Here is a 26,711-nt window from a genome sequence, read left to right on the forward strand (position 1 = left end):
TCAATTATTTACTTGGTTTAAGCTGTTTTTGCAATGATCTTAAATAGTTTTCTTCTAAAGTAATTCTTTTTGCGTGACCAGATAACTCTCTCTTAGTTCCTTTACCTCTGCTACTAAAATAATTATATTCAGCTTTTCTATTTTTAATACTTTCCTTAAACATATCAATTGTATCTTCTAAAGTATCTTGAGACATTCTTTTTATTTTTGAAAAATCTAATGTAGGATTTGCAATTTTTGCTCCAAAATCAGAAGATTTTAATTTGAAGTCACAATTATTATGCACTAACACTCCAAGTTCTGAAACGTAGTAATTATGATTTTCAGCAACTTCAAAATTATAAACTATTACCGTTTTATAAAGTTTTTGTACATTAGAAATTATGACAAAATTACCATTTTTTAAAGTAAGTTTGTCGTTTACCTTTAAATATCTTGCCTCAATCCAAACATTACCTACATAAAACGGATGTTCTGGGGTGCAAACAATTTTTTCATTTCCAATAGAAAACTCAATTAATTCTTCAGAAGTATTTTGTAATAGTGAAACAACTTCTTTAATTTCTATTTTGCCAGTTAGCTCATTAAATGACCAAACTTTATCTCCAACTTCTATTTCTTCTATTTTCTTTAAACCATTAGATGTAACTACTAAAGTACCAGCAACAAAACACATCTTTTTCATTTGAGTAACTGCTTGTTTAGCCGTATTTTTAACACCTTGACTTTTTAAAGTTTTAAACAATTTTACCAAACCACCTCCTGTTAGTAGTCCGCCCAATGTATTTCCAATATCATTTCCTACATCATACCTCTCTTGTTCAGTCCCTCCACCATTTAACACCTTAGTCCAAGCGTCAACTTTTTTATCAAACATTTTTTGAACCGAACCACTTGGATCATCAACAAACTTCATGATCCCTTCTTTTAAAGCACTTAACACCTCAGGTTTAGTTATGATATCCTTAACAAAAGCGATCACACCAATTGGAGAAGCATCAACAAGACCATCTGCAATTCCATTAGCAAAAGAATTGCCAAATCCATAATCACCCAACCAAGTATCATCTAAATATTTAGACTTAACTTGTTTCCCGTTGGGGTCAAGTAAAATAATTGGATTTTGATAACAATAACTATATGTAGCATGATTGAATGAATTTGAAACACCACCATTGTGTTCGAAATCAAAGTAATGTTCTTCTTCAAAAATTGGGTTAAAACCACTAAGAGGGTCAGTAGATGACCATATAGAAATTCTTGGATCGTAATACCTAGCGCCATAATAATATAGTCCACTTTCTTCATCTAACTCTTTTCCATTGAACTTATACGGTGCGTTATGTGAATTTTTATGCTCTTCAATGAACGTTTCTCCAAATGCAAAGTATTCCATGTGTTGAGACACTTCACCACTAAAATTAGTAACATAATTAGAACTTCCCAAATGATCTGGATGAAACCAGTAGGCTTCAGTTTCAGTCCCAGTCTCAGTAAAGCTCGAAACAGGTAAAAATGCAGTATTACTACTGAACGTTGGCATTGGTGTTATCGCAAATTTTGTATACACTTTTGTCACTCCTGTTTCAGCAGTTGTCAATTGATCATGACTTGTGCTTACCAAGTTGATTGGCGCTCCACCAGAACTATTTTCAATAAGTGTCCAATCCTGTAAAAATTTACCTAAATTAGTTGTTGTACCAATTTTTGATGATACTCTTTGTGTACCCGCAAAATAATGTTTGGTATAACTTAATGCACCTGTACCATCGGCTGCCGGTCTTGCAACCAACATTCCACTAGGATACAGCATAAAATCGTTTTTAATAGCTGTTCCAACTTGTAAGGCATTTTCATAAACCGCAACACTAGTTGCGCTTTGTTTGACAATACGATCACCTCCATCGTCATACGTATATATGGCTATTGGGTGTACTGTATTTGCCTCTGGATTTAAGTCAATGGCACGTAAATGATTTTCTTCGTCCCAAAGATTTTCTCTTAAAATATCTGCTTCAGGAGCCGTACATATTTTTTGAGTTATCTTAGTTTGGTTTCCGTTCGCATCATAATCAAACGTTTTTGTTTTCACTCTCACGTCTGTAGCCGCATCACAACAACCTGGTAAATTAGGCTGGTCCACTATTTTACGTGGTGCATGAGGTTGCGAGTAATTATAACCGGCCACATTATAATCTGCCGTATTATAATCCTGATAGTTTAAGTTATATGAAGTTTGTTCTACTTGTGTCCAAGTACCTGCCACTGAAGAAGCACTTGTACTAACTGCAGTTTCATGATTTTGTAACTTGCTAGTAATGTTGTGCTGGCTATCATAACTCATAGCCAATGTGTATTTACTATGATTAAAACCTACACCATTATCATTACGTCCTACAAAATTACCTGACGCTGTAGTTACTCTATTTAAATCATCATACGTATATTCTTGCCAACTTCTTCCTCCGATTTGCGTTGTAGTTGGCATAGCAACTGTATTATTTTGAATAGACAATATATTGCTCAATACGTCATAATTGTATTTATTGTTTACAAATTGTCTATTAGGTGGTATTGAACCTGGTGTCGATACAACATAGGCACTGTTAAAACCTACTTTCATTCTATCTAAACGCCTGCGTTCTGCTTGGTACTCATAAGTAGTTTCTGTTCCATTACCATAACGTAAATAGGCACGTTGCCCAAACTTATTATACCCCAATTGACTAATGATGTCTTTATTTGGCGTTCCATTTTTCTCACTAGTCATGGCATGTAACTCACCACCTTTGTTATACTTGTACGTAACCAATTCCTCATCAGGGTATTTAATAGTTTTTACCCTGTTCCAAGTATCGAATGTCCATTCCGTTTGAAACCAATATACTCTATCACCTGGCACTGCAACAGAACGACGATTAAGGGTCAATTCTCCGAGTTTTCCGTATTTCATATATTGAGTACCTGTAGCATCTACATGGTACCACAATCTTCCCACCGCATTATCATTAGCTGCATCAGAATTACCCGCCGTTCCATAATAATAATGTACATTATTCTCTGGGTTTTGTGGATATTTAATTTCGTCTAAACGATTATAAGTGTATTTGTATTCTATCTTTTGACCTGCCAATAATAAATTAGCCGTTTTGCGTTCAATCACATTACTTGCTTGATCATATTTTAATTGAGTAATACCATTATCAGGATGACGAAATTCAATTCTTCTACCTGCTAAATCATAACTACTAGAGGTTTCATTATTGGCGACATCGGTGACTTTTAATAATTCTCCAATGTTATTGTATTCAAATGCAACTGTAATATTGCCAGAAACCGACTCTTGTAGGGTTAATAAGGTTTTATCACGAACATCTGTAAATGTCTTTTGTATTTGACCTAATTCATTAGTTACTGTAGTTACAAATTGATTATTTTCAATTGCAAAAGACATACTCTTTTGTTCAGTCTCTCCAGCTAACTTAGTTGTTAAACTTCTATCTAACACATCATATGTTGCGATTGTTGGCTCAATAGCATCAGCCGTATTGTCGTATACATACGCATTGGTTGGCACAAAGCTAACATTAGATGATAATCCTGAAAAATTATCAGTTTGTGTAGTTGGATAATAACTTTCAATCGCTCTACCAAAAGCATCTTGTTTTGCTTTTCCTGCTAATAACCATTCTAATTTGTTATTCGTATCATTTGGAGTGTTTCCGCCTGGTGCCGTATCGGCAGCTAAATGACGCGCAAACATTTTTTTAACCTGAACAGGTTTACCATAACCATCTATTAGCGTACTCGTTAAAATTTGGTTAGTTGTTAAAACGCTATCATCTGCATTACGATACTCTGGATCAAAATGACGGGTTAACGCATGATGTAACTTATTAGTTGGATCATTAGTATCTATATTATCAGGCACAATGGCTTGAAAATTACCAGCCGCATTATAGATTTTCGTGTAATTGTCATCATCGATACTTGTTCCACTAACTTTTGTAGCAACTGGTGTTTCGTCTTGGTATTCAAAACGAATAGTCCAACCTATTTCACTACCACCTGTTATACCTTCAACAAATAATTCATGAGGACCCGTAATTTCTATAGGTCTTCCACGATCGTCTATACGTGTACGCATAGGTTGCATGTTCATATCTGTAGTATAAACTGGAATTCCAAATAAATAATTGTACATACTACTTGACGTATACCCAAAAGCATCCTTTACATTAATAGGAAAGGCATGTAAAACATCATCATAAGTATATTCTGTGAAGAATTGGCTACCAGAAGAATCCACACTGTTTTCATGTGTTACTTTAGAAAGATTTCCATATATAGGATCATATTCCATTTTAACCGATGCTTCTTCTGTAGCATTTAGTTTAGTAAATACTCTTTCTAAATCACCATTTGCATTATATTGAGCTCTACGCTCTCTTTTAAGAGTAGTCCCATCTTCATCAAAAACTTGAATTTTTGTAGCAAAACCAAAATACGGCTCACCATCTATAGTAACTTGATTGTATTCCATTTTTGATACGTATACATCCGCACCTTGTTCTCCATAATCGCGAAATTGTGTTACATTTCCATGCGCATCAATACCTTCCATTATAGTAACCTCATATTTGTTATTACTTCCTAAAGTTTGCCCTTCCGTGAACGTTTTAACAGACACTAAAGGCGTTACAAATAATCGAGAGTTATCTAAATGAGTACAAACAAAGCCAACATTATCAACAGACACATGTATAACACCAGAGCCATAAATAATAGCATCAACATCAACAGCTGTTGAATAGCTATCATTATCAAATCCTGAAGGACGAGTTTCAGTTTCTGACAATGCAGTTTCAGGCTTATAAATACCATAAGTGGTTTTGCTTTCTGTCCAGGCAACATGGTTAGCATCAAAAAGAGTTTCTTTTTTCACAGCCCCTTTAAGATAGTAATTTTTATTATGGAATTCTTGTACACTATATCTATATACAGCTGGTAAAGTAACACTAGCTGCCTGAATGTCAACATCTGTATTAAAGCCTCCATGTTGGTTCACTTTAACTTTATCAAATCCAAAAAACTCACGGTCTCTACGGTCATAATATGGATTTCCGTATTCAATAGATGTAATATTTCTATCGCTTGACCAGTTGTTGTCCGCAGTAAAAGCATCAAATACTTTCACTTTACTAAGCACATATTTACTTTGAGCAAACTCGAAAGTATTTCCTACTCTTTCATAAGCTACTTCCCATGAACCACCTGTTGGTGTATTTACTTTTCTTAGTAAGTTAGTTTTTCCAATTTTTGATAAACGTGCTTTTAGAAAGCCATCGTTTGTACTTCCATTACCTCCATTTAGAATATCCATAAATCCATCACCGTTAATGTCATCTAATGAATTTTCAGTTCTATTTATGGTTTGTTCTCCCCCAAAACTTGGATTGATAATTATTTGAAAACAAAAAGCTGGAGGTATTCCGATAGTAATTGGTATTGAAAAAGCAAGATTTAAACCTTCTGCTGTACTTCTATTAAAACTAATATATCCACTATTAAAATAAGTATTCCCATCAAAACCATTACCTGTGTTTATTCTATAGCTTAAATTAGCACTATCATTATTTAATATCAAATCAGGTAATCCATCACCATTAATATCTGCGAGATTACTTTGTGTATAAGCTCTTGAAGCAGAAAGAGAAACACCGCCTCCCCAAGCATAATCACCATAAGTATAACCTGCACCACCTGAAAAATTAGTTTGTGTTCCACTTAATTCATTAGTACCATTAACCCAAATTTTTTCTGCATCTAATCCATAACCTAAATTTAATGATACTTTAATACCACCATCCATATTAATTCTGTCTGACAATCCATCCCCATTCATATCAGCCCATAGTAATTCTTCTGTATTACCACCTGTTCCAACATTAGCGTTAATACCTACTGATGCTTTAACTTTAGGCGCAGTAATTGGGATAATAATAGGTCCAATTCCTCCAAAAATTGGTAAATTGAATGCCAAGTAAGTTCCTGGAGTTGTGGCTACAGTGAATGAACCTGAAGCTCCAGCCCCACTTGATGTCGTTTCCCCAGTAGAAACACGACCAAAACCAAGGTTTCTAGTTTCAGATAAAGCCCCTATTGAATTAGTAAATTGAACATTGTCTTTAGTTAAAATATCTGGATATCTATCACCATTCAAGTCCATATAATTTAGCTCCGCCCAATTAAAACTTGTACTCGTATTCAAACTACCACCAACACCACCTACTGATCCACCAATAGAAACAGAATCACCCTCTCCCTTATTGATTAAAGATATTCCATTAATAGCAGGAAAATCACAATTAGAGGCTGATATTGAGCCACCTGTAGGTAACTCAACATAAATAGTATTAATATTTTTCACACCCATTCTTGAAGTAGAAAAATGATTTTCATCTACGCTCACTTCTTTAGAAGAACCTAACCAAATATTGAATTCTTCGTTAGGAGTAAGGCTAATAAACCTCGTACTTGTCGCAGTTTGATTATTGTTTGTTTGTAAACAATCAATTAATGCTTGACCAGAAAGACCATTACATGAACCCATTGGATTAGATGTATTTGTTATAAGAACATTTTCATCTATTGGAATTATTGCGTTAGTTACTAGATCTATTCCATAATTATAAATGATGATAGGTTGTCCACCAGGAGTTAACACTACTGCTCTTTTTTCTTGTTCTGTAGTAACAAGACCATCACCATTTAAATCTTTTCCTCTTTGAATTACAATACCTCCATGATAAGCAAAATGCCCCCAATTTCTATAATTTGGACCGAATTCATTATTACCAACTTTACAATAAATATCTTTTAAAGTACTATGTAAAGAAGCTACGTTGATTTTAAAATCTCTAACTGACCCATTAGAATTACTTTCAAAGTTACCAAAGTTATATGCTACAGCTCCTCCCCCTCGAACTCTTACATTAATTTCTCCTTCTACTGCAGTTGCAGGGACAACCACATTAATAGTATGTGATGCTAAACCGCTTGAACCATAAACTTCACCTGCTTCAGCAACTCCGTTTTTATTCCAATCAAACCATGCTCCCGCATTCGAAATTAAATTTAAATTAATTTGTAAAGGATATGTTGTATTTCTTACTACACTTCTTATAGGTGTAGCTATTTGTTGATAATAAGGAGTACAAGTATTACCTGTAGATGTAAGTCCATTAAATAAAATTCCTGCAATCCATCTTGTAGAACATGTACCAGTCGGAACTGATAATGCTGTAACCGGAGTGGTATTTGTAGATTGATAGATTTGTACTGTAATTGGGTTTGAAGCTAGTGCTCCAATATTTGCTGCCTCTATACTAGAAGTGAAATATTCTGCATAAATAGTACTTGTAATATCATTTTCTACAACGATATCATTTAAACCAGTAAAAGTTACAATTGGAATATTTCCAGAATCTACAGTAACAATAATATTTTGCGAGGCTAATACCTTTTTATTATTATTTTTTACAACCAATTGAAATTTATAATCATTATCAGGTAAAGAGGTAAAAGCACCAGCTATAAAAACTGGTCTGACTACAATTGACGAAGAATTTAAACCATTTACTTTAGAAAGTACTTCATTTATTTTCTTATTATAAATCCCATATTCTACTACAGGGTAACTGATTATATTATTTCCTCCAGCTGAAGGTGTTAAAATTACTCTAGGTTCCCATTTTATATCTTTCCAGTTTACATTTGATTTTGAAGATACAGAAAATCTAAACCCATTATTAGTTACTACATTTAGCGGAATAGGATTTCCAGAAACATCTTCAAAACTAGATAATGCTAAATTATTGTTTATTGATTGTTTGACATCTGCGTAATATGTATTTGTCGTACTAAAAATTCCTGTTGTAGCATCAATATTTCCTTTTTCAATGGCAAAAATTAAATCGTCACTAAAAGTGTAAGCTGGAATATTACTTAATGAGGTATTCCAATCCATTGATATTGTCCCATTTTGAGAAATTGTAACAACATCCTTAGCTGATAATATAAAACCTTCACTAGCCGCAGAAGAATAATAAGATATTCCATCAACGTTAGTTTCGTTAGTATCTGAATAGGTAATTATTGGATTCCATTTTACTCTATCAAAAGTACCTTCTTCTTTTGCTTGTACTCTAAAATATAAACGATCACCTTTAGCAACTGTTAAAGAAGAATAATCCATATCTACTGGAGTAACGTTTACTGTTGCACTTCCACTAAATGTTGGAGAGATAGCTCCTTCTTTAATTATTATACCTGAATTATTAAAAGTTGGAGTAATATTTTGTTGAATAGACAATCTTACACCATCATAATCATTAAAATACTGATCTGTACTACTGCTAGGAAAAACACCACTTGGTGATGGAACTATTGGATCTAAAACAACATCATCTCCAGTTATAGAAATAGTTCCCGCTTTTGGTGCAGTCCATATTTTTACAATATCATGCTGCGGATTTTCATCTCTTAATTGATCTTTTGTTTCAACCGTTACATTATTAGTAATAATTGTGCTAATTGCACCCGAACCAACTGGATTATGTGTTTGACTATTATCAGGAGAAAAACTAGCCAAATTCAAATAACTTGAGTTTAAAGTATGATTAAATTTAACACTTCCGTTGTCTACTAAATCAACTAAACCATCCCCATTTACATCAGAGAAATAAGTTTTAGTTACACTTTTTGAAGTATTGTAAGTATAGCCAGCAAAAACTCCAAAACTTGCCTGAAAACCAACACTTTTTGAGTCAGAAGTTGTTTCAGACAACTGATTTATTCCTGTAATATCCTGTGGCGACCCAAATCCAACAGTAGAACCCGGTAAACCTAAATTAGGTCTAAACTTTATTTGTCCATCTTTTCTGTATATTTTATCAGGTAAACCATCACCATTAACGTCCATAAAAGAAATTAAACCTTTACTTTCTGAATAGCTATATCCACCATTAACACCTGCAGTAAATAAATTACTTCCAGAACAAGGTATACCGAAACCAACATATAAACCTCCATTTAATCCCCAACCTTTGGTTGAACCTAAAGCACTTCCTTTATTAGTAAACTCATTTGATATACCTGCGGCTAAGCTTCCTAATAATAAATCTCCTTTAATATCATCATCATTATGATTCCACATTGTAGATTCATTTGAATCCATAAAATTGGTTTCATTAATTGCATTACCACTTTCATCTTTGTTATGATATTCCATCGTGTTAGAATAAAACAACTCTCCATTGGCATCATACTCGGCAATTTTAACTAATTGCGATTTAACAAAAGTATGTTGTTCATAGTCAAAACGGTAAGTTCTAATAGTTTGAGAATTACCCGATTGTTCAAAACTTACTTTAATTTCTTTTAATAAATCTTTTGTAACTTGAACAACACCGTTTCTAGCGTTAACTTGTATATCTGCTCTTTGAGAAGAAATATTAGGCGTTCCAACATTGTAATTATTAGATTTATTAAAGGAAACTTTATAATAATTATTTTGAGCACTATTGTGAAGTGTGTATTTAATTTCTTTGATAAAAAACTCATTACCGTTATCACCAGGTTGACCAGGAAGTGATACTGATTGATTTTCATAAATATACTCTACATAGTTACCATTAGTGTCTTCCGTTCTATAAAGACCCCAGTAAGCAATATTTCCAGCGTTAGTTTTAACAACTGAATTATTCACTACAGCACCAGCATAACCTCCATAAAAACTTTTGTTACCTGTTTTATCTGTTACTTCCCACCAATAATTGCTAGGACTATCTCCATGACGAATGACTTTAGCATAACTGCCTTCTATACGAGGATAGAATTGTCTTTCTTTAAAAACCCCATCATTATCTAGATCTTGATATTGTCTAGAAATATCACTTTTTCTATGTGGGTTGGTATAATCAGCTCCGTCTTTTAAAGTTAACATTCCGCCTCCCATTGAGTAGATTTCTGTTTCTTTTGAAGCATCATATCGTGGTGCTCCCCAACGAGTATCTAAAGAAACACCTGGAATAGATAAATCCCATCCTAATCCCATCCAGCCGTTACCAGCTTCTGAACTATAGCTTACAGAAAGTTCTGGCTCCATACCACTACGACCTGCTGGAAGTTTAATAGGGAAACTTGTATTCATTGTTCCCATATTATTTGGACTTGGAGGAGCAATACTTACTACACCCACAGTTGGATCAGCCGCTTTGATATCTTTAATAGAAGTTGGCGTATAACTTCCTGTTTCAGGAGATTCAGGAACTTTGATAATTCCATTAATGAAATCAGTAAAATGAGATGTTTTTGAAACAATTTCTTGAGTCGTTGATAATAAAGTATCTTTATCTAAAGCCAACCATTTTCTCTGTTCGTTATCAAAATAAAAGGTTTTAATGTCTTTAGCTGTATAACCTGTAGGTAACTTTTTCTCGTCGTATTTTAAATGAATTTTTGCCGGTTTCGCTGTAAAATGTTCGCCATGTGGTAACATTCTATACCCATGAAAATCAGCCGTAACATTCACCATTTCTGGAGAAAGTGTTGGCACATCTGTGTAACGTAGTCCGGCAATAGAAAAAGTTGTATTATTTGCTAAACTTAAATCTTCTACTTCTAATTTTGCTCCAGCTAGAGTTAACGTGTTTTTTACATTTTTCTCAAATGATTTATTTGTTTGAGTGAAATTTGTTTTATTACTATTAACTACATCTGGTTGCTCAATTAATTGCTTAATTTTAATATTGTTTTCTTTTCTATTCCCTTTATTATCTAGATAAGAAACGGTTAAAAAAGCATTAGGTTCTTTTTCTTGAACCAAAACTTCAAAGACACCATTGATAACTGGATATTCTGTACCTAAAACTGAAACTTTAGTAACCGTTTTATCTGGAACAAATCCGCTAAAGGCAATTTTTCCATTATAAGAATTAGTACTTGACTGATTGAAAACAATAGGTTCATTTATAGTTTTATCTTCATAAACCATTTTTAAATTACGAACCATATATTGGTAGTTCGCATTTTCTAATGTGGTAAATTTGACAAAGTTTTTTCCTTTTTGAATACTTTCTGGATTAAGCTTTTCTCTAACTTTTGACCAAGCTTTATTTATCTTAATTATACTTCCACCCGTTGCTAATTGATCATTAACACTTTTCGTTGTTTGACTCGCATCTTCTAATCCGAAAATTTCATATTCTAAATAGGCATCTTTATTTTGTTTGAAATCTTCTTTCAATTCAAAACTAAAAATATTGTCTGTAAGCTCATCAATTGGTAAGTTTTCACTCTTTCCAATAATACCTTGTTTTTCAAATGCCAGTATTGTATTGACATCTTTCAATACCTCAACGCTTTTATTCTCAATAACTTGAATCTTACTATTATTTTGAGATTGATGTTCTACCAAACCATTACTTTCATTATTTTGAGTAGTCTGATTTGAATAACCAACAATAGTTCTGAAATTATTTGGAATAACTTGTTTAGAAACTCGATTATTTAAAGCATAGCTTAAAGGCTGAGAGAAAACCATCATGTTTGCCATTATTGCAATAAATAATTGCAATGAAAATTGACGTTTTCTTATCCAAGAAAATATGTTAGTGTGCATTATATGTTTTGGGTTTTAGTTTATTATGATTTTGTGAGTAGTTGAGAATTCTGAAGATTCTACTTTTATAAAGTACATTCCTACTGTGTTTAAAACGAAGGTTTGATCGTAATTTTTATCACCTTCAAAAGTCGTTACTGATAGTTTTTTTCCAGATACATCACTTATTGAAATTGTAACTGGTGTAACTTCTTGTAAATTAACCACTACATGAAATTCACTAGATATTTTCGCAGGATTAGGGTAAACACTACTATAACTTCCTTTACCTTTATCTAAAGGTTGTACAACTGTAATATTAACTGAATCTTCTACAGTACATCCCGAATTTGTATCCGTAATTACACATTGGTAATTTCCTGATTCAGTTACTGAAATACTAGGTGTAGTATCAATTGCGCTTCCGTCTTTATACCATTGGTATGTAGCATTAGATGATGTTACTTGTGAAGAAGCATCTAAGACAACAGTATCTCCAGTAAGTAAAAGTTGATCAGGACCTAATTCTAAATTTATTCCAGGAGTTGCTGAAACTTCAAAAAGTGCTGTTTGAGTATAGCCCGTTGCATCTGTAACTGTTACTTGATAATTACCTGTATTTAATGATAGTGCTAAATCAAATGTTGGTTGATTTAATTGTAAATTGTAGCTATTATCAGTTCCGTGAACATTAATTGTAAAAACTGGTTGGCCTCCTTTTATTGCAATATTCACTGTACCTTGTGATGCACTACAAGCTAATGGATCTACAGTAGGAAAAATCAGCATTCGTGGCCCAACTCCAAAAGTAAATTGATTGTAAGTTGTGGTGTCACTTGCCCATTTTAAATTATTATAAACAGCGTATCCATCTGAATCAAAATTAGTAACTGGATAGATACTAATATTTGAACCATTAAAATTTGAAGTAGTTGTATTATTTGTATTCTTATCTGTTAATAGCCAAAACGCTTCATTTGGTTGTAAAACAATACTTGGATCTGGTTTGTATTTAAGATTTGTATTTACAGTATGAGCTGACAAACCAAACTTTTCAACAAGCCATGTTCTGTCAATTTTCTTTATACCATTATCTAATACAGTATTTGGAATTTCAGTATTACTATTATCACCAATTGTTAAAAAATTTTGGTCTTCAATATGTCCAATATTTAAATTATTATCTGTTTGAAGAGTACCTGTCCAAAATATCATTCTTTTCAAAATTGAAGGGTCATGAATAGAAGTAGATTGTTTTTGATTTAAAGCTGAATTCGAATCTTTTCCTAAACCAAATATTCTATTTTTAAAGATTGCATTGTTTTCTTTATGCCAAAAAATTTCGTTTTTAGATGTGTAATAATTTACCTCAGGTTGAAGCGTAATCCCATACTTTAATGCCAAATAACTTTCGACTCTTAATTTTTCCTTATCATTTAAGGCTTTTCTGTAAACAATAAATTCTGGAATCTGACCAATAAAATTGACAGTTCCAGTAAATGCTTTTCCAACCAAAATATTACTTTCTCCAGTTGAACCAAATGAATTAACTATTTTTTTAGTATTGAAATTATGCCAAAGCAACGTGTTAATTCTTCCATTTGGTCTAACAGATGATCCAGAAGGATAAGTTAATGAAACAGCATCTCTTTCAAAAGTTGATGTACTAAATTGAAAAGATTGCCCATTTATATCTCCCGAAGAAACAGCAACATTCCAATCTGTATTCATTAATCCATACTTTATCGTAGGATCTGATTGTGCTGTTGGCAAGTTGACAATAAATATTGTCGCTTCTTTTAAACTTTCCAGCTTACTCAAATAAGATACATAATCCGTATTGTCGTAAGAAAAAGAATAGTTATAATTAAAAAAACTAGGAACCAATACCGTACCAGCTCCGCTTGTGATAGCTTTATTTCTAGAGCTAAAATCCTTATATACAAAAGTAGTACCAGTTGGAGTTACTTTGTTGACTTTACTCCAAATTTCGCTACCTGACACTCCGCCTGGACTTTGTCCAAAAAGAATTGCAACATTGAAAATAAAGATTAATGAAATAATGTTTTTCATATTTATTGTTTAATAAACTTTAATTGATGATTTTCATTTCCAGTCTTAACTAACAAAATATAAGTACCCGATGATAATTTTTGCAAATCAATACTTTTTTTGTTTGTTCCTTTATCATAACTTTTTCCGCTATTATCTTGGAAAACTAATTTACCTGTTAAATCATAAACTGAAATTTCAATTGTTGAACTTTCAATTAGTGAAAATTGAATATGCAGGATGTCGTTAATTAATGGATTTGGATAAATAACTATTTCTCCTTTTTCAACTTGAATAGTTTCGTCAATAGTTTCGTCATTTAAAACATTTGCAATTTCTGTTTCATTGAAAGAAATTCTTTGATTATAATCTTCATCAGAACAACCAATATGTGCTAAAAAGTCCGAACCAAATTCTGCAGTAAAACCTTCATCTCCTGCTCCTCCATTTACCGATTGTGGTAAAAGCTCTATAAAATCAGCCGCTTTGTATTCAACAAAATCAGCATTTACTGGTAAAAAAGTAGGGATAAATTTAATTATATTACTTGCTTTAATCGTATTCGCTAAAACTTTAGTTCCAGTAAAATCAGTAAGTTCATTATCTTGATGTTGTAAAAAGACCAAATTATCTTGACAAAAACTAACTCCAGAAACTATTAAACTAAAAGGTTGACCTACTTGACAAGAGTCAACTAAAATTCTCTTATGAGTTATTTGCAATTGAAACATTCCACCAGTTGTAGGAATTAAATTTTTATACACCTCAATTTTTTCAACATTGTCTCGGTCGTTAATTCCTCTTTGTGCTTTCTGTGATAAAGTAGAAGTAGTATTTCCTTGTATTTTTTGTTTTAATAACCAAGGGTATAAGACATTATTAGAATTTGCGTTTAAAGATAAAGGTGTATCCAAACTTGGAGTTGGTAAATTAGGATCAACTAACGTCAAATCATCATTCCCGTTACTGTCCTTTCTAATTAATTTAATATCTAAATCATTGATTAATTTTGCAGCAGTTTCATTTATAGATGCATTTGGATTGTTGATATCTATTGGCACAACATTTCCAGCAGGATCTGTCCAAGCAAGTGTCACTTTTAAATCTTCTTGTCCAGTGGCTGCCAAATTTATTTTAATGATTTCACCATTCTGTAAAACATCTTCTCTGATGATTACATTTTTACCTCTTTGTTTAATTGTATTTGCAGATTTTTCTAAATTAACAACTCCCCATCCATTTCTATAATCTGGACCTCTTTGATCAATTTCCTCAACATTGTGAATCAATAAAGCTCTAACAGTTGAAGACCACATCGTATTCGTAAATTTCGAATTCCAATAATTATGAAGTAAGGCAATACCTCCTGTAACTCCAGCTGCTGCTTGTGAAGTACCACTATATATTCCATAAGTATTATTTTGTGTTTCAATACTTGAGAAAATAGCATTTCCGTGAGTTACAAAATCAGGCTTTATTCTTCCGTCATCTGTAGCTCCCCAACTGCTGTAAAGTTCACCAATAGAATTCCCATTATAGCTGCCATTTGTTTGTGATGCATTGGATAAATTTACTGAACCAACAACTAGTACGTTTTTTGCCACACCAGCTCCTTCTAATAAATCATAACCTCCTAAGGTATTTACCTGAGGATATTGAGGGAATCCAGTTGTATTTAAATCGTCTCTGGCATTACCAACTGATTTTACAATTTGAAATTCTGGACTACTACACATTACACCATCCCATTGCTGAGCAATTTCACTATACCTTCCAAATTCAGAAGCGTGCATATAAATCGGATTCAAACCAAAACTAGTATTAGCTATTTTGATGTTATCTGTTGTACTTGCTGTCAACATTTCTGTTGGAACATTAAGCCAATCCCATGCTTTAATCGTCCCTTTATAGGCTACTCCTCTTACTAAATTATTTGATGGAGAGCTCGTACTTGGCGCATATTGATTTCCAATTATTGTACCTGCAATATGAGTTGCATGTCTTTGTAAAGTTGCATTTTGTCCTGCAACATATTCTATTCTACTTAGAAGTGTTGCTGGAGGAATTGATGTTCGGAACATTTCATGAGCTCGTCTTGGTTGCCCATTTTCCCATAATCCAATTTTGATTCCTTCTCCTTCTAAATTTAAACCATCAAATCCAGAATGCAAAACATTAGCATGTAATCCATTAACTAAATTAGAGTTATGCGTAATAAAATATTGCGGTTTTCCAAAGTTATTTTCACCAACAAGCTCACTATATTCACCTTCTTTGGTTTCAACAATCTTTTTGTAACCTTGTTTTAATAATTTCTCAATAGCAATTTCTTGCTTTTTATTATAATCATTAACTCTTTTTTCTAAAACAATTTTAGAATCTCGATTTTTCAGGTTACTTAACGTGTCCGTCTGACTATAAGAATTGAATGTCGCAAAACATAAAAAACCTGTTAAGTAAAGTGAATACTTATTATTATAAAAATTACATTTCATTTTCATCTTCTGTAATTTTTACAATTATTGTTTATTGTTTTTTTCTAATTTTTCTAATCTAGAAATTAAATCATCAATAACTTTTTGTTGTGATTCATTCTTTTTGTTAAGATCAATAGTATATAAAGTAAGTTCTTCCACTTTTTCTAAAAGTTTAGAATTCATCTCACCTAAATCAACACCATGTTTTACTACTTCTTCTGAAGTAGGAATATTTGGCAAATGACCATTTGTTTTGATGTATTGATCAAGTTCTTTTAAAGACATTAACTTGTAATCATCTTCGAAAACATAATCTGCCCAGTTTTTCACACTAGCAATATCAACACGAACTTTCTCTGTTCTTATACCTTTTTTTACAATTAATTGATAATCTGCATTGGTAATAAATGATTGAGGTAAATCGTTAAAACTTCCAATTGCAATTTGTCCACTTTTACCAAAAATCCAGTTTCCGATGTTTAACTCATTAGAAGCGACTGTATTCATTGTATTAGTATTTGCTCCAATAAGAACATTGTTTGTTCCGTCTGTTAAACTAAATCCTGCAAATGATCCTATTGCTGTATTAAACGAACCTAATTGTTTATTTTCGAAAACTTGATTACCAAGTGCAGTATTATTACCTCCTGAAATATTTGAATACATGGTATTATGACCAACACTTACATTTGAAGAACCATCAACATTTTTAAACATACTATTTATTCCCACAGAACAGTTAAGACTTCCTACAGTATTTTCAACTAGTGAATTAAATCCTAATGCCGTATTTGAACTACCTGTTGTATTAAGTGACAAACTTCCTAATCCAACTGCTAAATTTGCATTTATCCCAGCTACTTGAAAATTTTCATTACCACCACCAATATAAAGGTTTGCAGTATAATTAGATCCATCAATATTGCGTACTTTAAATCTTCCAGTTTGTGTTATTCTTAGCATTTCATTTGAGTTCACTCCAAAAACTAAATCTTTAGCATCAATAGTTCCTACAAAATTCTGACCTGCTCCAGTACCTGGATTTGTTGCTAAATTTCCGTTTAACAACCAAGCATCTGAACTAGCTCCAGTTCCAAACATACTTGGATCATAGTTAAAAACATTACCATCAACATCAGTCCCAAGTATCGCATTTGGTGCTTTTTCATTTAATGGAAGATTTTCAAAACGAACAGATTCTATAGTATGTAATTGTGCAGTAGCACTTTGAACCCCAATACCAACATATCCTCCTAATGGATTTAAGTGTAATTTACTGATTGCATTACCACAATTATTATCTCTGTAGTTAGTAAAATGTGATGAAGATTGCATCCAAGAATTGTCAGATGCGATTCCGAAATTTAATTGGGTTCCAGATGCACCATTTCTACCACTTTGATTGGCTCTTAATTTGAAATAACCTTTATTATAGTTTGGCGCTATCAGAGATTCACCGTAAGAACTTTCCGCATGTATAGTACTAAAACTTTCACCAGAACCTTTTGGGCAAAATCCTGAATCCAAGTTAGGATTAAAAATTTGACTAAACATATCTCCATAAAAATTCAAAATTTTTCGATCTAGTCCCAAATATCTGTTATCTGTTAAACTACCATTTGAGTTATAGATATTGTTTGAATTCAGATTAAAGCTATTTATATCTCTCTTTAATACATTACCATCACTATCAACAGTTAATAGTTCATTATTTTCAGTAGTATCTCCTAAGCCTTCAAATCTTAATGTTCCTTTCGTGTGAAGAACTGCTGTTGGACTTGTTGATGTTCCAAGCGGACTTGAAACATCTAAACCTAAACCAACATTACCTCCTAATGGATTAATAATTAAAGGGTAAGTACTTGAAACATTATTTGGATTACGACTTGATTGAAGCCATGAAGCAGTATCATTAATACCTTGAGTTAAATATCTTTCTGCTTTTTCTTGATGTAATTTAAAAAAACCATTCCCAAGTAAGTTTGGTTTCATAGGAACGTTTCCAGTATAAACTTCCACTACACTTTTATTATTTGTATCGTATGGTCTTGGATTAAATCTAGTTCCACATCCTGCACCATCAAAAATTAATCTTTTATCATTAAGACTTAATTGTCTATTACCGGTTAAAACCCCATCAATATTATAGATATTATTACCTGAACCAATAAGACTAGGATTAAAATTATACACATTTCCAACACCATCCGTTCCTAAAATATTAGTTGGAATAGTTGAAGAATACGGCATGTTTTGTAACCTAACTGTACCATTTGTATGGAAATTCGCTTGAGGGTCTGAAATAATACCTAAACCAATTTTAGTATTACCTGCAGTTCCCGTACCATGTATTTTATTACCAATATTTAAGTAGTCATCAACATTATTTGTCAAAGGTTGAATATTGTTACCTATAAATATATTATTGTTTCCGTTATTTAAATTATAACCACTATTATTTCCTAAGGCAACGTTATTATTACCATTTGAAAGAGTTCCTAATGAAGAAAACCCGTAAGCAGCATTACCATTACCAGTTGACAAACCTGCCAAAGAATGGTCTCCAGATGCATTATTATTATTCCCTGAAATATTATTTGCTAATGAATTAAATCCAGAAGCATTATTATTGTTTCCAGAAACGTTACTATATAGAGCATTTGTTCCTAAGGCTACGTTTCGATCACCAATAGTATTTGAGGCTAAAGCCGTATGTCCAACCCCACTATTTAATGTTCCTGTAGTATTTTTTGACAAAACCTGATCTCCGAATGCCACATTAGAGCTACCTGTTGTATTAGCCTGTAAAGCAAAATTACCAACAGCAGTATTCGTATTTCCATTAATATTTTTATTCAAAGCGCTATACCCAATTCCAATATTTTGGTAACCAATTGTATTACTTGATAATGAATTAGTACCTACGGCAATATTAGAATGTCCTGAAGTATTACTTTGTAAATTGTTACTTCCAATAGCTACGTTATTGTTTCCAGATAATGGAGCTGTTAAATTATTAACTCCGAAAGCTGTATTAAAATCATAGTTTGGAGCTAAATTTGTTAATGAATTAAAACCCATTGAAGTATTATTTTGACCTAATCTTCCTGAAAAAGTATTTGCTCTTTTAAATATTACATCATGATTTGATGTGGTCCCAATGAATTCATTTCCTGTTGTAAGAGAATTTCCATTAAGAGACCAAAAACCATCGAAAAGATTAGGGCTAAATTTAAATACATTTCCATTACTATCTGTTCCCAAAATTGAATTCGGATTACTACTAGTAGCTAAATTTTCAAATCTCAAAGTTCCATTAGTATGTAATCTAGCTTGCGGATTTGGAACACCTATCCCAATAAAAGCACTTCCAGACACACCACTACCATAAATCTTATTCGCTATATTTAATTGATCACTTCCCGTTGTACTAATATTTGGATTTGCATAATCACCTATAAATACATTATTATTACCAGCCGTCAAAGTATGACCAGCCCAAAAACCAAGAAATATATTTCTATTTCCTGTTGAAGAAAAACCAGATCCAGAACCTAAAAAAACATTTTCATTTCCAATTACGTTTCCACTTCCAGCAGAATATCCAAGAGCAGTATTATTATTACCAGTAGTATTATTCACAAGCGTTCTATACCCAATTCCATGATTACCAGTTCCTGTAGTGTTCACTGTTAACGCCTGATCCCCAATTGCTGTATTAGCACCTCCTGTTGTGATATTTGTTAATACTTGTGGACCAAATCCTATATTCCATTGACCGCTCGAAGTTTCATTTCCAGCATTTTGACCAAAATACAAACATGTATTTCCTCCAAATGCAGATGTATTACTAACATGAAACCTACCAGTATTTGTAATTTGTAATCTTTCAAAATTATTTACTCTGAATTTTAAAGGCAAAGAATTAATTGTACCAATAAATTCATTTCCTGTTGCAAGGGTATTTCCTGTAAGCGACCAAAATTCACTTGAATCAAGAAACGATGAGTTTACTGTTCCAATTCCACCAGTTTGAACAAAACCTTTAGGTTTTAATTCTGTAGGAGTAATACTATCTACAACTACGACACCTTTTGCATCAATTGGACTACTATTTTCTGAAGAAGTTCTAGTTTGACTATAACCATTGAATCCACAAAGAATCAATAAAAGAAGATAATTTATTTTTTTGAACAACATAATAAGTATTTTTTTACAAAAATAATTATTTAACAAAAATTAACAAGATTTTAGCCAATAATAATTTTATTTTTACAAAATACATAATTTTTTATGGTATTTATCTTACATATTAATGACGAAAATTATAAAAAAAACAATATTATGCAATAATGTTATATAAATATTAATAATATGATATTCCTAAAATAACTAACATATAAACTGTAATATTTTAGGAATAAGTCTTAAAATTCAATTAAAAATCTAATTTTATTAAACTCAAGTATTAAAAATCAAAATTAGCTCTGCACGAGTTTGTGCTGACAAATTTGACAGCACTCCTTTTAATTTAAAAATAAAATTTGATGGATTATATTAAGACAAAAAATATCCCAATAAGATATATGGGATAATTATATTTAACAGACTTATTTTATAATCTTAACTATTTATAGATATCGACACTTTTAGTATAAACAATCAAGCAGAGGTTTTTTTTTAATATGAATCGTTAATAACTTCTAAAGCACCGAGAATTTTACGCACAAAAAAACCCTCTCATTTCTGAAAGGGTTCTTAGTAGCGGGAACAGGACTCGAACCTGTGACACTTCTTAGCTTATAATCAGAGAGTTATAAAAACTTCTTTTTTATGTGTGCCTAAAAGTATGCCTTGACCAAAATTTCAATACCTCTAAACTTTTGCTTTAATTATGGTGCAGAACTAAAAAACATTTTTTAATAAATCTAATTTTTCCATAAATTATTGTAATATTTTTAGTTTTAGAGTCATAATTAATCTCAATTAAATTATTAGATATTAAAAAAGATAAGTAATTATTATGGTAATTTATTTTTTTCTTTTTGTATTTCTCTACAACTTTAATTAGTTCATAATAAAATTTAATATTTCTATTAGTAAAACTTAACACTACTACTTCTAAAATATCTAGACTGAAAATTAATTTGGTTTTATCTGTAGAATAATTCAGAAACTTATTAAACTTTTCCCCAATATAAATATCACAACCTACTACTCTATCATTTACAATCTCTAAATCAAACTCCCAATTATCATATAGCATACCTAATTTGAAAGGTATATTTAATTGTTTCATAACTTTTTGGGTTAAAAAACCACCTTATTATTGTGGCTAAGTTTTAATTATTTGTATTCAGAATGTTCAATTTTAAAATCTAATATTGAGACACCATTTTTATCTCCTAGCTTGTATACAAAACTTACTTTTGCTTTTACAAATGAAACATTATTAGGATTATTATTGATTGTTTTCAAAACATTACCTTTCCATTCTGTTTTATAACTTGAAATTTCTTCCTCAGTCAAATCATCAATTGATTTATCTAATGTTTGATAATTATAAATAACTTCTTTTTTATTTTTTAAAAATTCAACTTTATTTAATTGCATCCCTCCACCTGTATCAATTGGAGTTTTTTCATTCATAGTTTTGATTGTACTTTCAACATCAGAAATTGAATTTTCTTTTTCAAAAATTTCTTTACTATCTTCTTTTATTTTGCTATCTAAACTTTTAGTAAGTAACTTATTAAATGAATAAATAGCTAAATAAATTAAAATAATTATTCCTACTATTTTTAATATTTGTTTCATTTGATTTCTTATTAAATGATTAATTTTTATTAGAGTTTTTATTTAACTCATCTCTTAATTGATATTCTTTTGAGCAATATATTTCAAATACTACATCATCAAATTTCAATGCAGTTTCAAATTCTTTTGTATCTAGCTGAAAAGTTATTTCTTCACCAGATTCATTTTTAATTTTTGTATTTATTTCTAGACCTATAAAATCATTAATTCCAAAATATTTTTCTACCCAATTATAAACTGCATCGTGATTATTTTTGATTTGTTCATATTCAGCTAGTACCTCTGTAACATAATCTTGTTTTTTATAAGCTTCAATTAGTCTAAACATATTATAATAAACTTCAATTAGCCTACAGTCTTCTGTTCTATCTGAACACAAAAAAGGTGGTAGTATCTTTGATTTATTCTTCAACCATTTTCTCCAAATATTACAACTAGTTTCATTAATTAAAAAGTTGAAATGAGTTTCATTTTTAACTAACCAAGTTTTAATAGATTTAACTTTTAGAGGTTTGTAATTTTGAAGTTCTTGCATTAATTCATAATCCATAGATTCTCTTATGCTTGTGTTACTTTTTATCATTTGACTTTCCTGTTAAAAAGATAATTATCAATGCTAGTAAAATTGTGATGTACCAATATTCTTTTAGTACTCCAACTACAGCCCTTATTATCTCTAAACCAAGTTTTCCTAACAGAGCAAGAACACCAAAAAAGATAATAAAAATTAGAATTAATGGTATGTATCCTAAAATTGAAGTAACGAACTTTTTAATCACTCTTAGCATTTTTAAAAATATTAAAACTTGCCATATATGGCATTTACTTACAAACATAATAATCTTTCCTTGACTTGCCAAATATGTCAACAAATGGATAAGCAAGAATTATTAAAAAGTGTAGGTAAAAAAATCCAAAATTTAAGAGTTAGTAAAGGCTTAACTCAAGTAGATTTGGTTGGTAAAATTGATGGAAACATTGACACAACAAATATTTCAAGAATAGAATCAGGCAGAACTAATCCAACTATTTATATGCTTTTCAGAATAAGTAAAGCTTTAGATGTAACTTTGCATGAATTATTAAATTTTGAAACCAATGAAAAGTAACAAATGGTTTAAAACTTTAGATTATTTTTTAAATAAGGGTTATGTCAATAATGGATTAACTATTCCTTTTTTAGTAGGTCTTTATACTAAAAATGAGATTTGTATCAGAGAATTAATAACTAGTATGTCTGAAACAAACAATATTTCTATCCAGAAGTGTGATAGAATTGATGAATTTGTTTTTGGAATATTTATTAATGAATCAAATAATGAAATCAAATTATATAAAAACATTAGCGGATTGATTATATTAGACAACTCGCTTGGTAAAATCAACTCACTTGATGAATTAATAGCTTTATTCGAAAACTTATATTTTGAAAATATTCAACAAGAATTGTTTTCTAAAAACAAAGGCATTTGGGGCTCCTACAATGAAGAAGAAATAAAAAAATTAACTGAGTTAATTTAATAAAAAAGCTATATTATTATATCTTATTATTTTTAAACTAATCAACAATACCCCAAAAAACACCCTTCTTGACACACCTATTCGCATGCATCATCACTAGAGCTCCAAAAGATTTGTATTAAAAACTTTATCCTTATCAAAACTATAAAAACCATCTCTAGATATTATCAAATGATCCAGCAATTCTATATCTAGAATACTACAAGCCTCTTTCAATCTTTTAGTAATAGCTTTATCAGGTTCACTTGGAACTAACCTACCACTTGGATGATTATGCACTAAGATAATACTAGAAGAATTACATTTTAAAGCTACACTAAGAATAATCCTAATATCTACAACTGTGCCTGAAATACCACCTTTAGACATTTCATATATACCTAACAATATGTTTGCTCTATTAAACAACATTACTTTGACTTCTTCTTGAAACTCAAGAATGTTTAAATCCCAATGTTTCAAAATCACATCATAAGCAATTTGGCTATTAGTGACTTTCACTTTCTCAGAATTAGTATTTGAATAAGAAACTTTAATTTCAGCTACTTCCATAAATTAAAAAAATAAAAAACCCGTCCAAAAATGACTATACCCTATATAGAGTTATATCAAAAGTGGACGAGTTAAGATTTTACATTACAAACTCTTCTTTGTGATGTCCATTAGTTGAAAATGTATTTTCCTCTGCAAGAAGTTTTTGAATAGATTTATCTTCATTAGAGATAACTTCTTCTTGAGCATAAACATATCTGAAGTTCAATAACATAATTTCTCCAGAGTCTTTATTCACATACTCATAAGATTCACAATCTTGCTTCACAACATTACCTTGCATTTCAGTACCAATAAGAGCTTTACAAGTTTGCTCATCAAAAGTTGATGAAATAAATGCTTTTTTAGCTGTAGCATAAAACTGATTTGAGGTTTGACTTTTAATCATTTCAATACCTCCAGAAATTTCTAGCACAAAGAATTCTCTACCATCCTCTGCTTGTCTTTTTAAGTAATTTACAATTCTTACCATTTTTTTTGAGTTTTTGAGTTGAACTTTGCTTAATCTAAATACACAAGTACACTTAATAAATTAACAGCTATCAACTTGAATTTATTAAAATGCAGAATTATGAAATAGAAATAAACACAGACTTTACAGACTGCACCAATAAGTGAGGGTATTTAGTGAGGTGGGATTTTAAAAATAAAGAAGTGTTTGCTATTTAGATTTATAATTTCTCTAGCTAAAGTTATCTTTAAACAAAATTAAAAACTACAAAACTATCAGAACTACAACTAAAAAAGTTAAACAAAGTAGCCATACCAAAATTAAGAACAACATTCCTGAAAGCTCTCAAAGCATAACAAAGCAATTGTTTTAAACCAAGATGATTTATCTAGGCACAAAAAAACAAAACACTATATAATTGGCAGGGGGAGTTTCCTTTTTCAAAGAGAGGCACGGGCTGTTTGTGAGGAGGATTACATGTGTGTAAAATTGTTCCTATTATTTTTTTTTTAAAAAATCTACGCAAAATAATTGCGTAATAAGTATTCTATTTTGCATTTATAATTTATAAATTTGATAAAATAACATTTTATGATAGATATAAACTTTTTTACTTTTAAAGATTTAGATAAAAAGAAAAAATCAATACTTGAAAGATTCCCGGATTTAATAAAATGTGACCATGACAATTTCTATTCTTTAAGTGAGTATATTTATGATTCTCCAAGCAAATTCTACAACAGAGATATCCATCAAGTTATGGATAGTTTTCTTGAAGATATATTTACTTCAAAAAAGGATATTACTGACTTTTTTAAAATATTAAATGAGAGTTCTTATGAATTTAATCATGCTATAAAAACTTTAAATACAATTAATAAAAAAGATATTCATACAGAATTATTGCCAAATAATGATGCAGAATTAATGTATTTTTTTAGTGATAAAATCATTTATGAATACTTAAAATTAAATGATGTTGTATTGCTTGGAATTTTGAAACCTATTGCATTTTATTTAAGAGTAAAGAACAATAAAGGGACTGAAAAACTTGACATATACAATTGTATTGAAACTCTTAAAACAGTTAAAGATTTTAATAATCTAACAAAAAACTACAATAATACTTTAAGAAATTCTATAGCACATGGCGGTGTTACATTTGAATCATCTAGAATTAAATTTAAAGATAAAAAAGAGACTCAAGAGTATTACTCTTGGGATTTTATAAATAAATTTGATGATTTGGTTGATATTTCAAATGCTATTGTTCTAGCATATAAAAAGATATTATTTCAATATTTAGATGTTTTAAATGGTTATAACATTTCCATTCCATCCTCAATAATGGAAATTGAATTAAGATTTAAAACAAGTCATTATGGATGGGAAATTATCCATAGTTATGATAATACTATTTCAAAAGGAAATCAATATAATATTTTAATAAAGACAACTTTAAATAGTAGAAAATTCATGAACTTTTCTGCTGCTTATACAGCTATAACTCTGGAAAAATTACTTCCAAAAAAGTATAACAATGTGTTTTTTCAAATAAAAACTAAATACAAAATGCCTTGTTGGCAAAGTGTTGATTTAGAAAAATTAAGAGAATTCTATAAAGGTGAAAAAGTAAATATTACTGAGGGAACTATGTTTTTTGATGAAAAGATTTTGGGAGAAAAGAGGGACTATTTAAGAATTAACAAAAGTTTTATTTTTGGGAATTTAAAAAATGAAAATAAAACAATAAACTTACGTTATATAAAACATCATAGTAAATCTAATTACAATGTTATTGAAAAAGCTGGAATATATTTAGATTATGAAAGTACCAACAAAGAAAAAATAGAAGAATTTATTAGAAACAACACAAAGAAGATAATTTCTTATGTGAAAAAGGAAAAGAGAAAAAAGCATTCATCTAATTTAAAACAAATAATTTTAAGTGATAAATATCTTCAAATTTACATCTACAATAAAGATTATAGAAAAAGAACATTTTATAATAAACAAAAAGATGAAAATTTCATAGGAATGTTACATGTAAATCTTACTAATAAAATAAGTAACATAGTTCCAATGTTTGGGACAAAAGAAAACAATAAAAATTGCTTAATAATTTGGAATAAAAAAAGTGATATTTATGAATAAATTAATATTTCCTTTTGCAATTGAA

General features: G+C 30.6%; 12 protein-coding genes. 3 read left to right on the forward strand and 9 right to left on the reverse strand.

Annotation, left to right across the window (positions count from 1 at the left end; all coding sequences use genetic code 11):
• Nucleotides 1-4 precede the first annotated feature (4 nt).
• The 7 genes from BMX42_RS04800 to BMX42_RS04830 form a co-directional block, all read right to left on the reverse strand.
• Nucleotides 5-11,683 (reverse strand): SpvB/TcaC N-terminal domain-containing protein, encoded by an 11,679-nt coding sequence (locus BMX42_RS04800; RefSeq protein ID WP_091309589.1) that lies wholly within the window; start codon nt 11,681-11,683, stop codon nt 5-7.
• A 15-nt stretch (nt 11,684-11,698) separates the two neighbouring features.
• Complete coding sequence (locus BMX42_RS04805; RefSeq protein ID WP_091309591.1) at nt 11,699-13,735, reverse strand: DUF8202 domain-containing protein; 2,037 nt, start codon at nt 13,733-13,735, stop codon at nt 11,699-11,701.
• 2 nt (nt 13,736-13,737) lie between these two features.
• Complete coding sequence (locus BMX42_RS04810; RefSeq protein WP_091309594.1) at nt 13,738-16,215, reverse strand: S8/S53 family peptidase; 2,478 nt, start codon at nt 16,213-16,215, stop codon at nt 13,738-13,740.
• A gap of 18 nt (nt 16,216-16,233) precedes the next feature.
• The gene (locus tag BMX42_RS04815) at nt 16,234-20,391 is read right to left on the reverse strand and encodes a beta strand repeat-containing protein (RefSeq protein ID WP_091309597.1); all 4,158 of its coding nucleotides are present in this window, start codon (nt 20,389-20,391) and stop codon (nt 16,234-16,236) included.
• 688 nt (nt 20,392-21,079) lie between these two features.
• On the reverse strand, nt 21,080-21,490 hold the full coding sequence (locus BMX42_RS04820) for a hypothetical protein (protein WP_091309601.1): 411 nt from the start codon (nt 21,488-21,490) through the stop codon (nt 21,080-21,082).
• A 47-nt stretch (nt 21,491-21,537) separates the two neighbouring features.
• Nucleotides 21,538-22,008 (reverse strand): hypothetical protein, encoded by a 471-nt coding sequence (locus BMX42_RS04825; RefSeq protein ID WP_091309604.1) that lies wholly within the window; start codon nt 22,006-22,008, stop codon nt 21,538-21,540.
• 19 nt (nt 22,009-22,027) lie between these two features.
• Nucleotides 22,028-22,591, reverse strand: coding sequence for a hypothetical protein (locus tag BMX42_RS04830; RefSeq protein ID WP_091309607.1), 564 nt, complete (start codon nt 22,589-22,591; stop codon nt 22,028-22,030).
• A gap of 289 nt (nt 22,592-22,880) precedes the next feature.
• Here BMX42_RS04830 and BMX42_RS04840 point away from each other — a divergent pair, with 289 nt between their 5' ends.
• Together BMX42_RS04840 and BMX42_RS04845 are read left to right on the forward strand one after the other, a co-directional pair.
• On the forward strand, nt 22,881-23,117 hold the full coding sequence (locus BMX42_RS04840; protein WP_091309614.1) for a helix-turn-helix domain-containing protein: 237 nt from the start codon (nt 22,881-22,883) through the stop codon (nt 23,115-23,117).
• Nucleotides 23,107-23,529, forward strand: a complete 423-nt coding sequence (locus BMX42_RS04845; protein WP_091309616.1) for a hypothetical protein — start codon at nt 23,107-23,109, stop codon at nt 23,527-23,529. The genes BMX42_RS04840 and BMX42_RS04845 overlap by 11 nt, the downstream gene beginning before the upstream one ends.
• Nucleotides 23,530-23,625: 96 nt before the next feature.
• Here the strand turns inward: BMX42_RS04845 and BMX42_RS04850 are convergent, their stop codons facing one another.
• Both BMX42_RS04850 and BMX42_RS04855 read right to left on the reverse strand, forming a co-directional pair.
• Complete coding sequence (locus BMX42_RS04850) at nt 23,626-24,081, reverse strand: JAB domain-containing protein (RefSeq protein WP_091309620.1); 456 nt, start codon at nt 24,079-24,081, stop codon at nt 23,626-23,628.
• 79 nt (nt 24,082-24,160) lie between these two features.
• Complete coding sequence (locus BMX42_RS04855) at nt 24,161-24,553, reverse strand: hypothetical protein (protein ID WP_091309625.1); 393 nt, start codon at nt 24,551-24,553, stop codon at nt 24,161-24,163.
• A gap of 570 nt (nt 24,554-25,123) precedes the next feature.
• On the opposite strand from BMX42_RS04855, the gene BMX42_RS04860 reads away from it, so the two are divergent.
• A complete protein-coding gene (locus BMX42_RS04860; RefSeq protein WP_091309629.1) occupies nt 25,124-26,686 on the forward strand; it encodes a hypothetical protein in 1,563 nt (520 codons plus the stop codon).
• Nucleotides 26,687-26,711 lie beyond the last annotated feature (25 nt).

Origin of the sequence: Flavobacterium terrigena, from assembly GCF_900108955.1 — a bacterium.
GTDB lineage: Bacteria > Bacteroidota > Bacteroidia > Flavobacteriales > Flavobacteriaceae > Flavobacterium > Flavobacterium terrigena.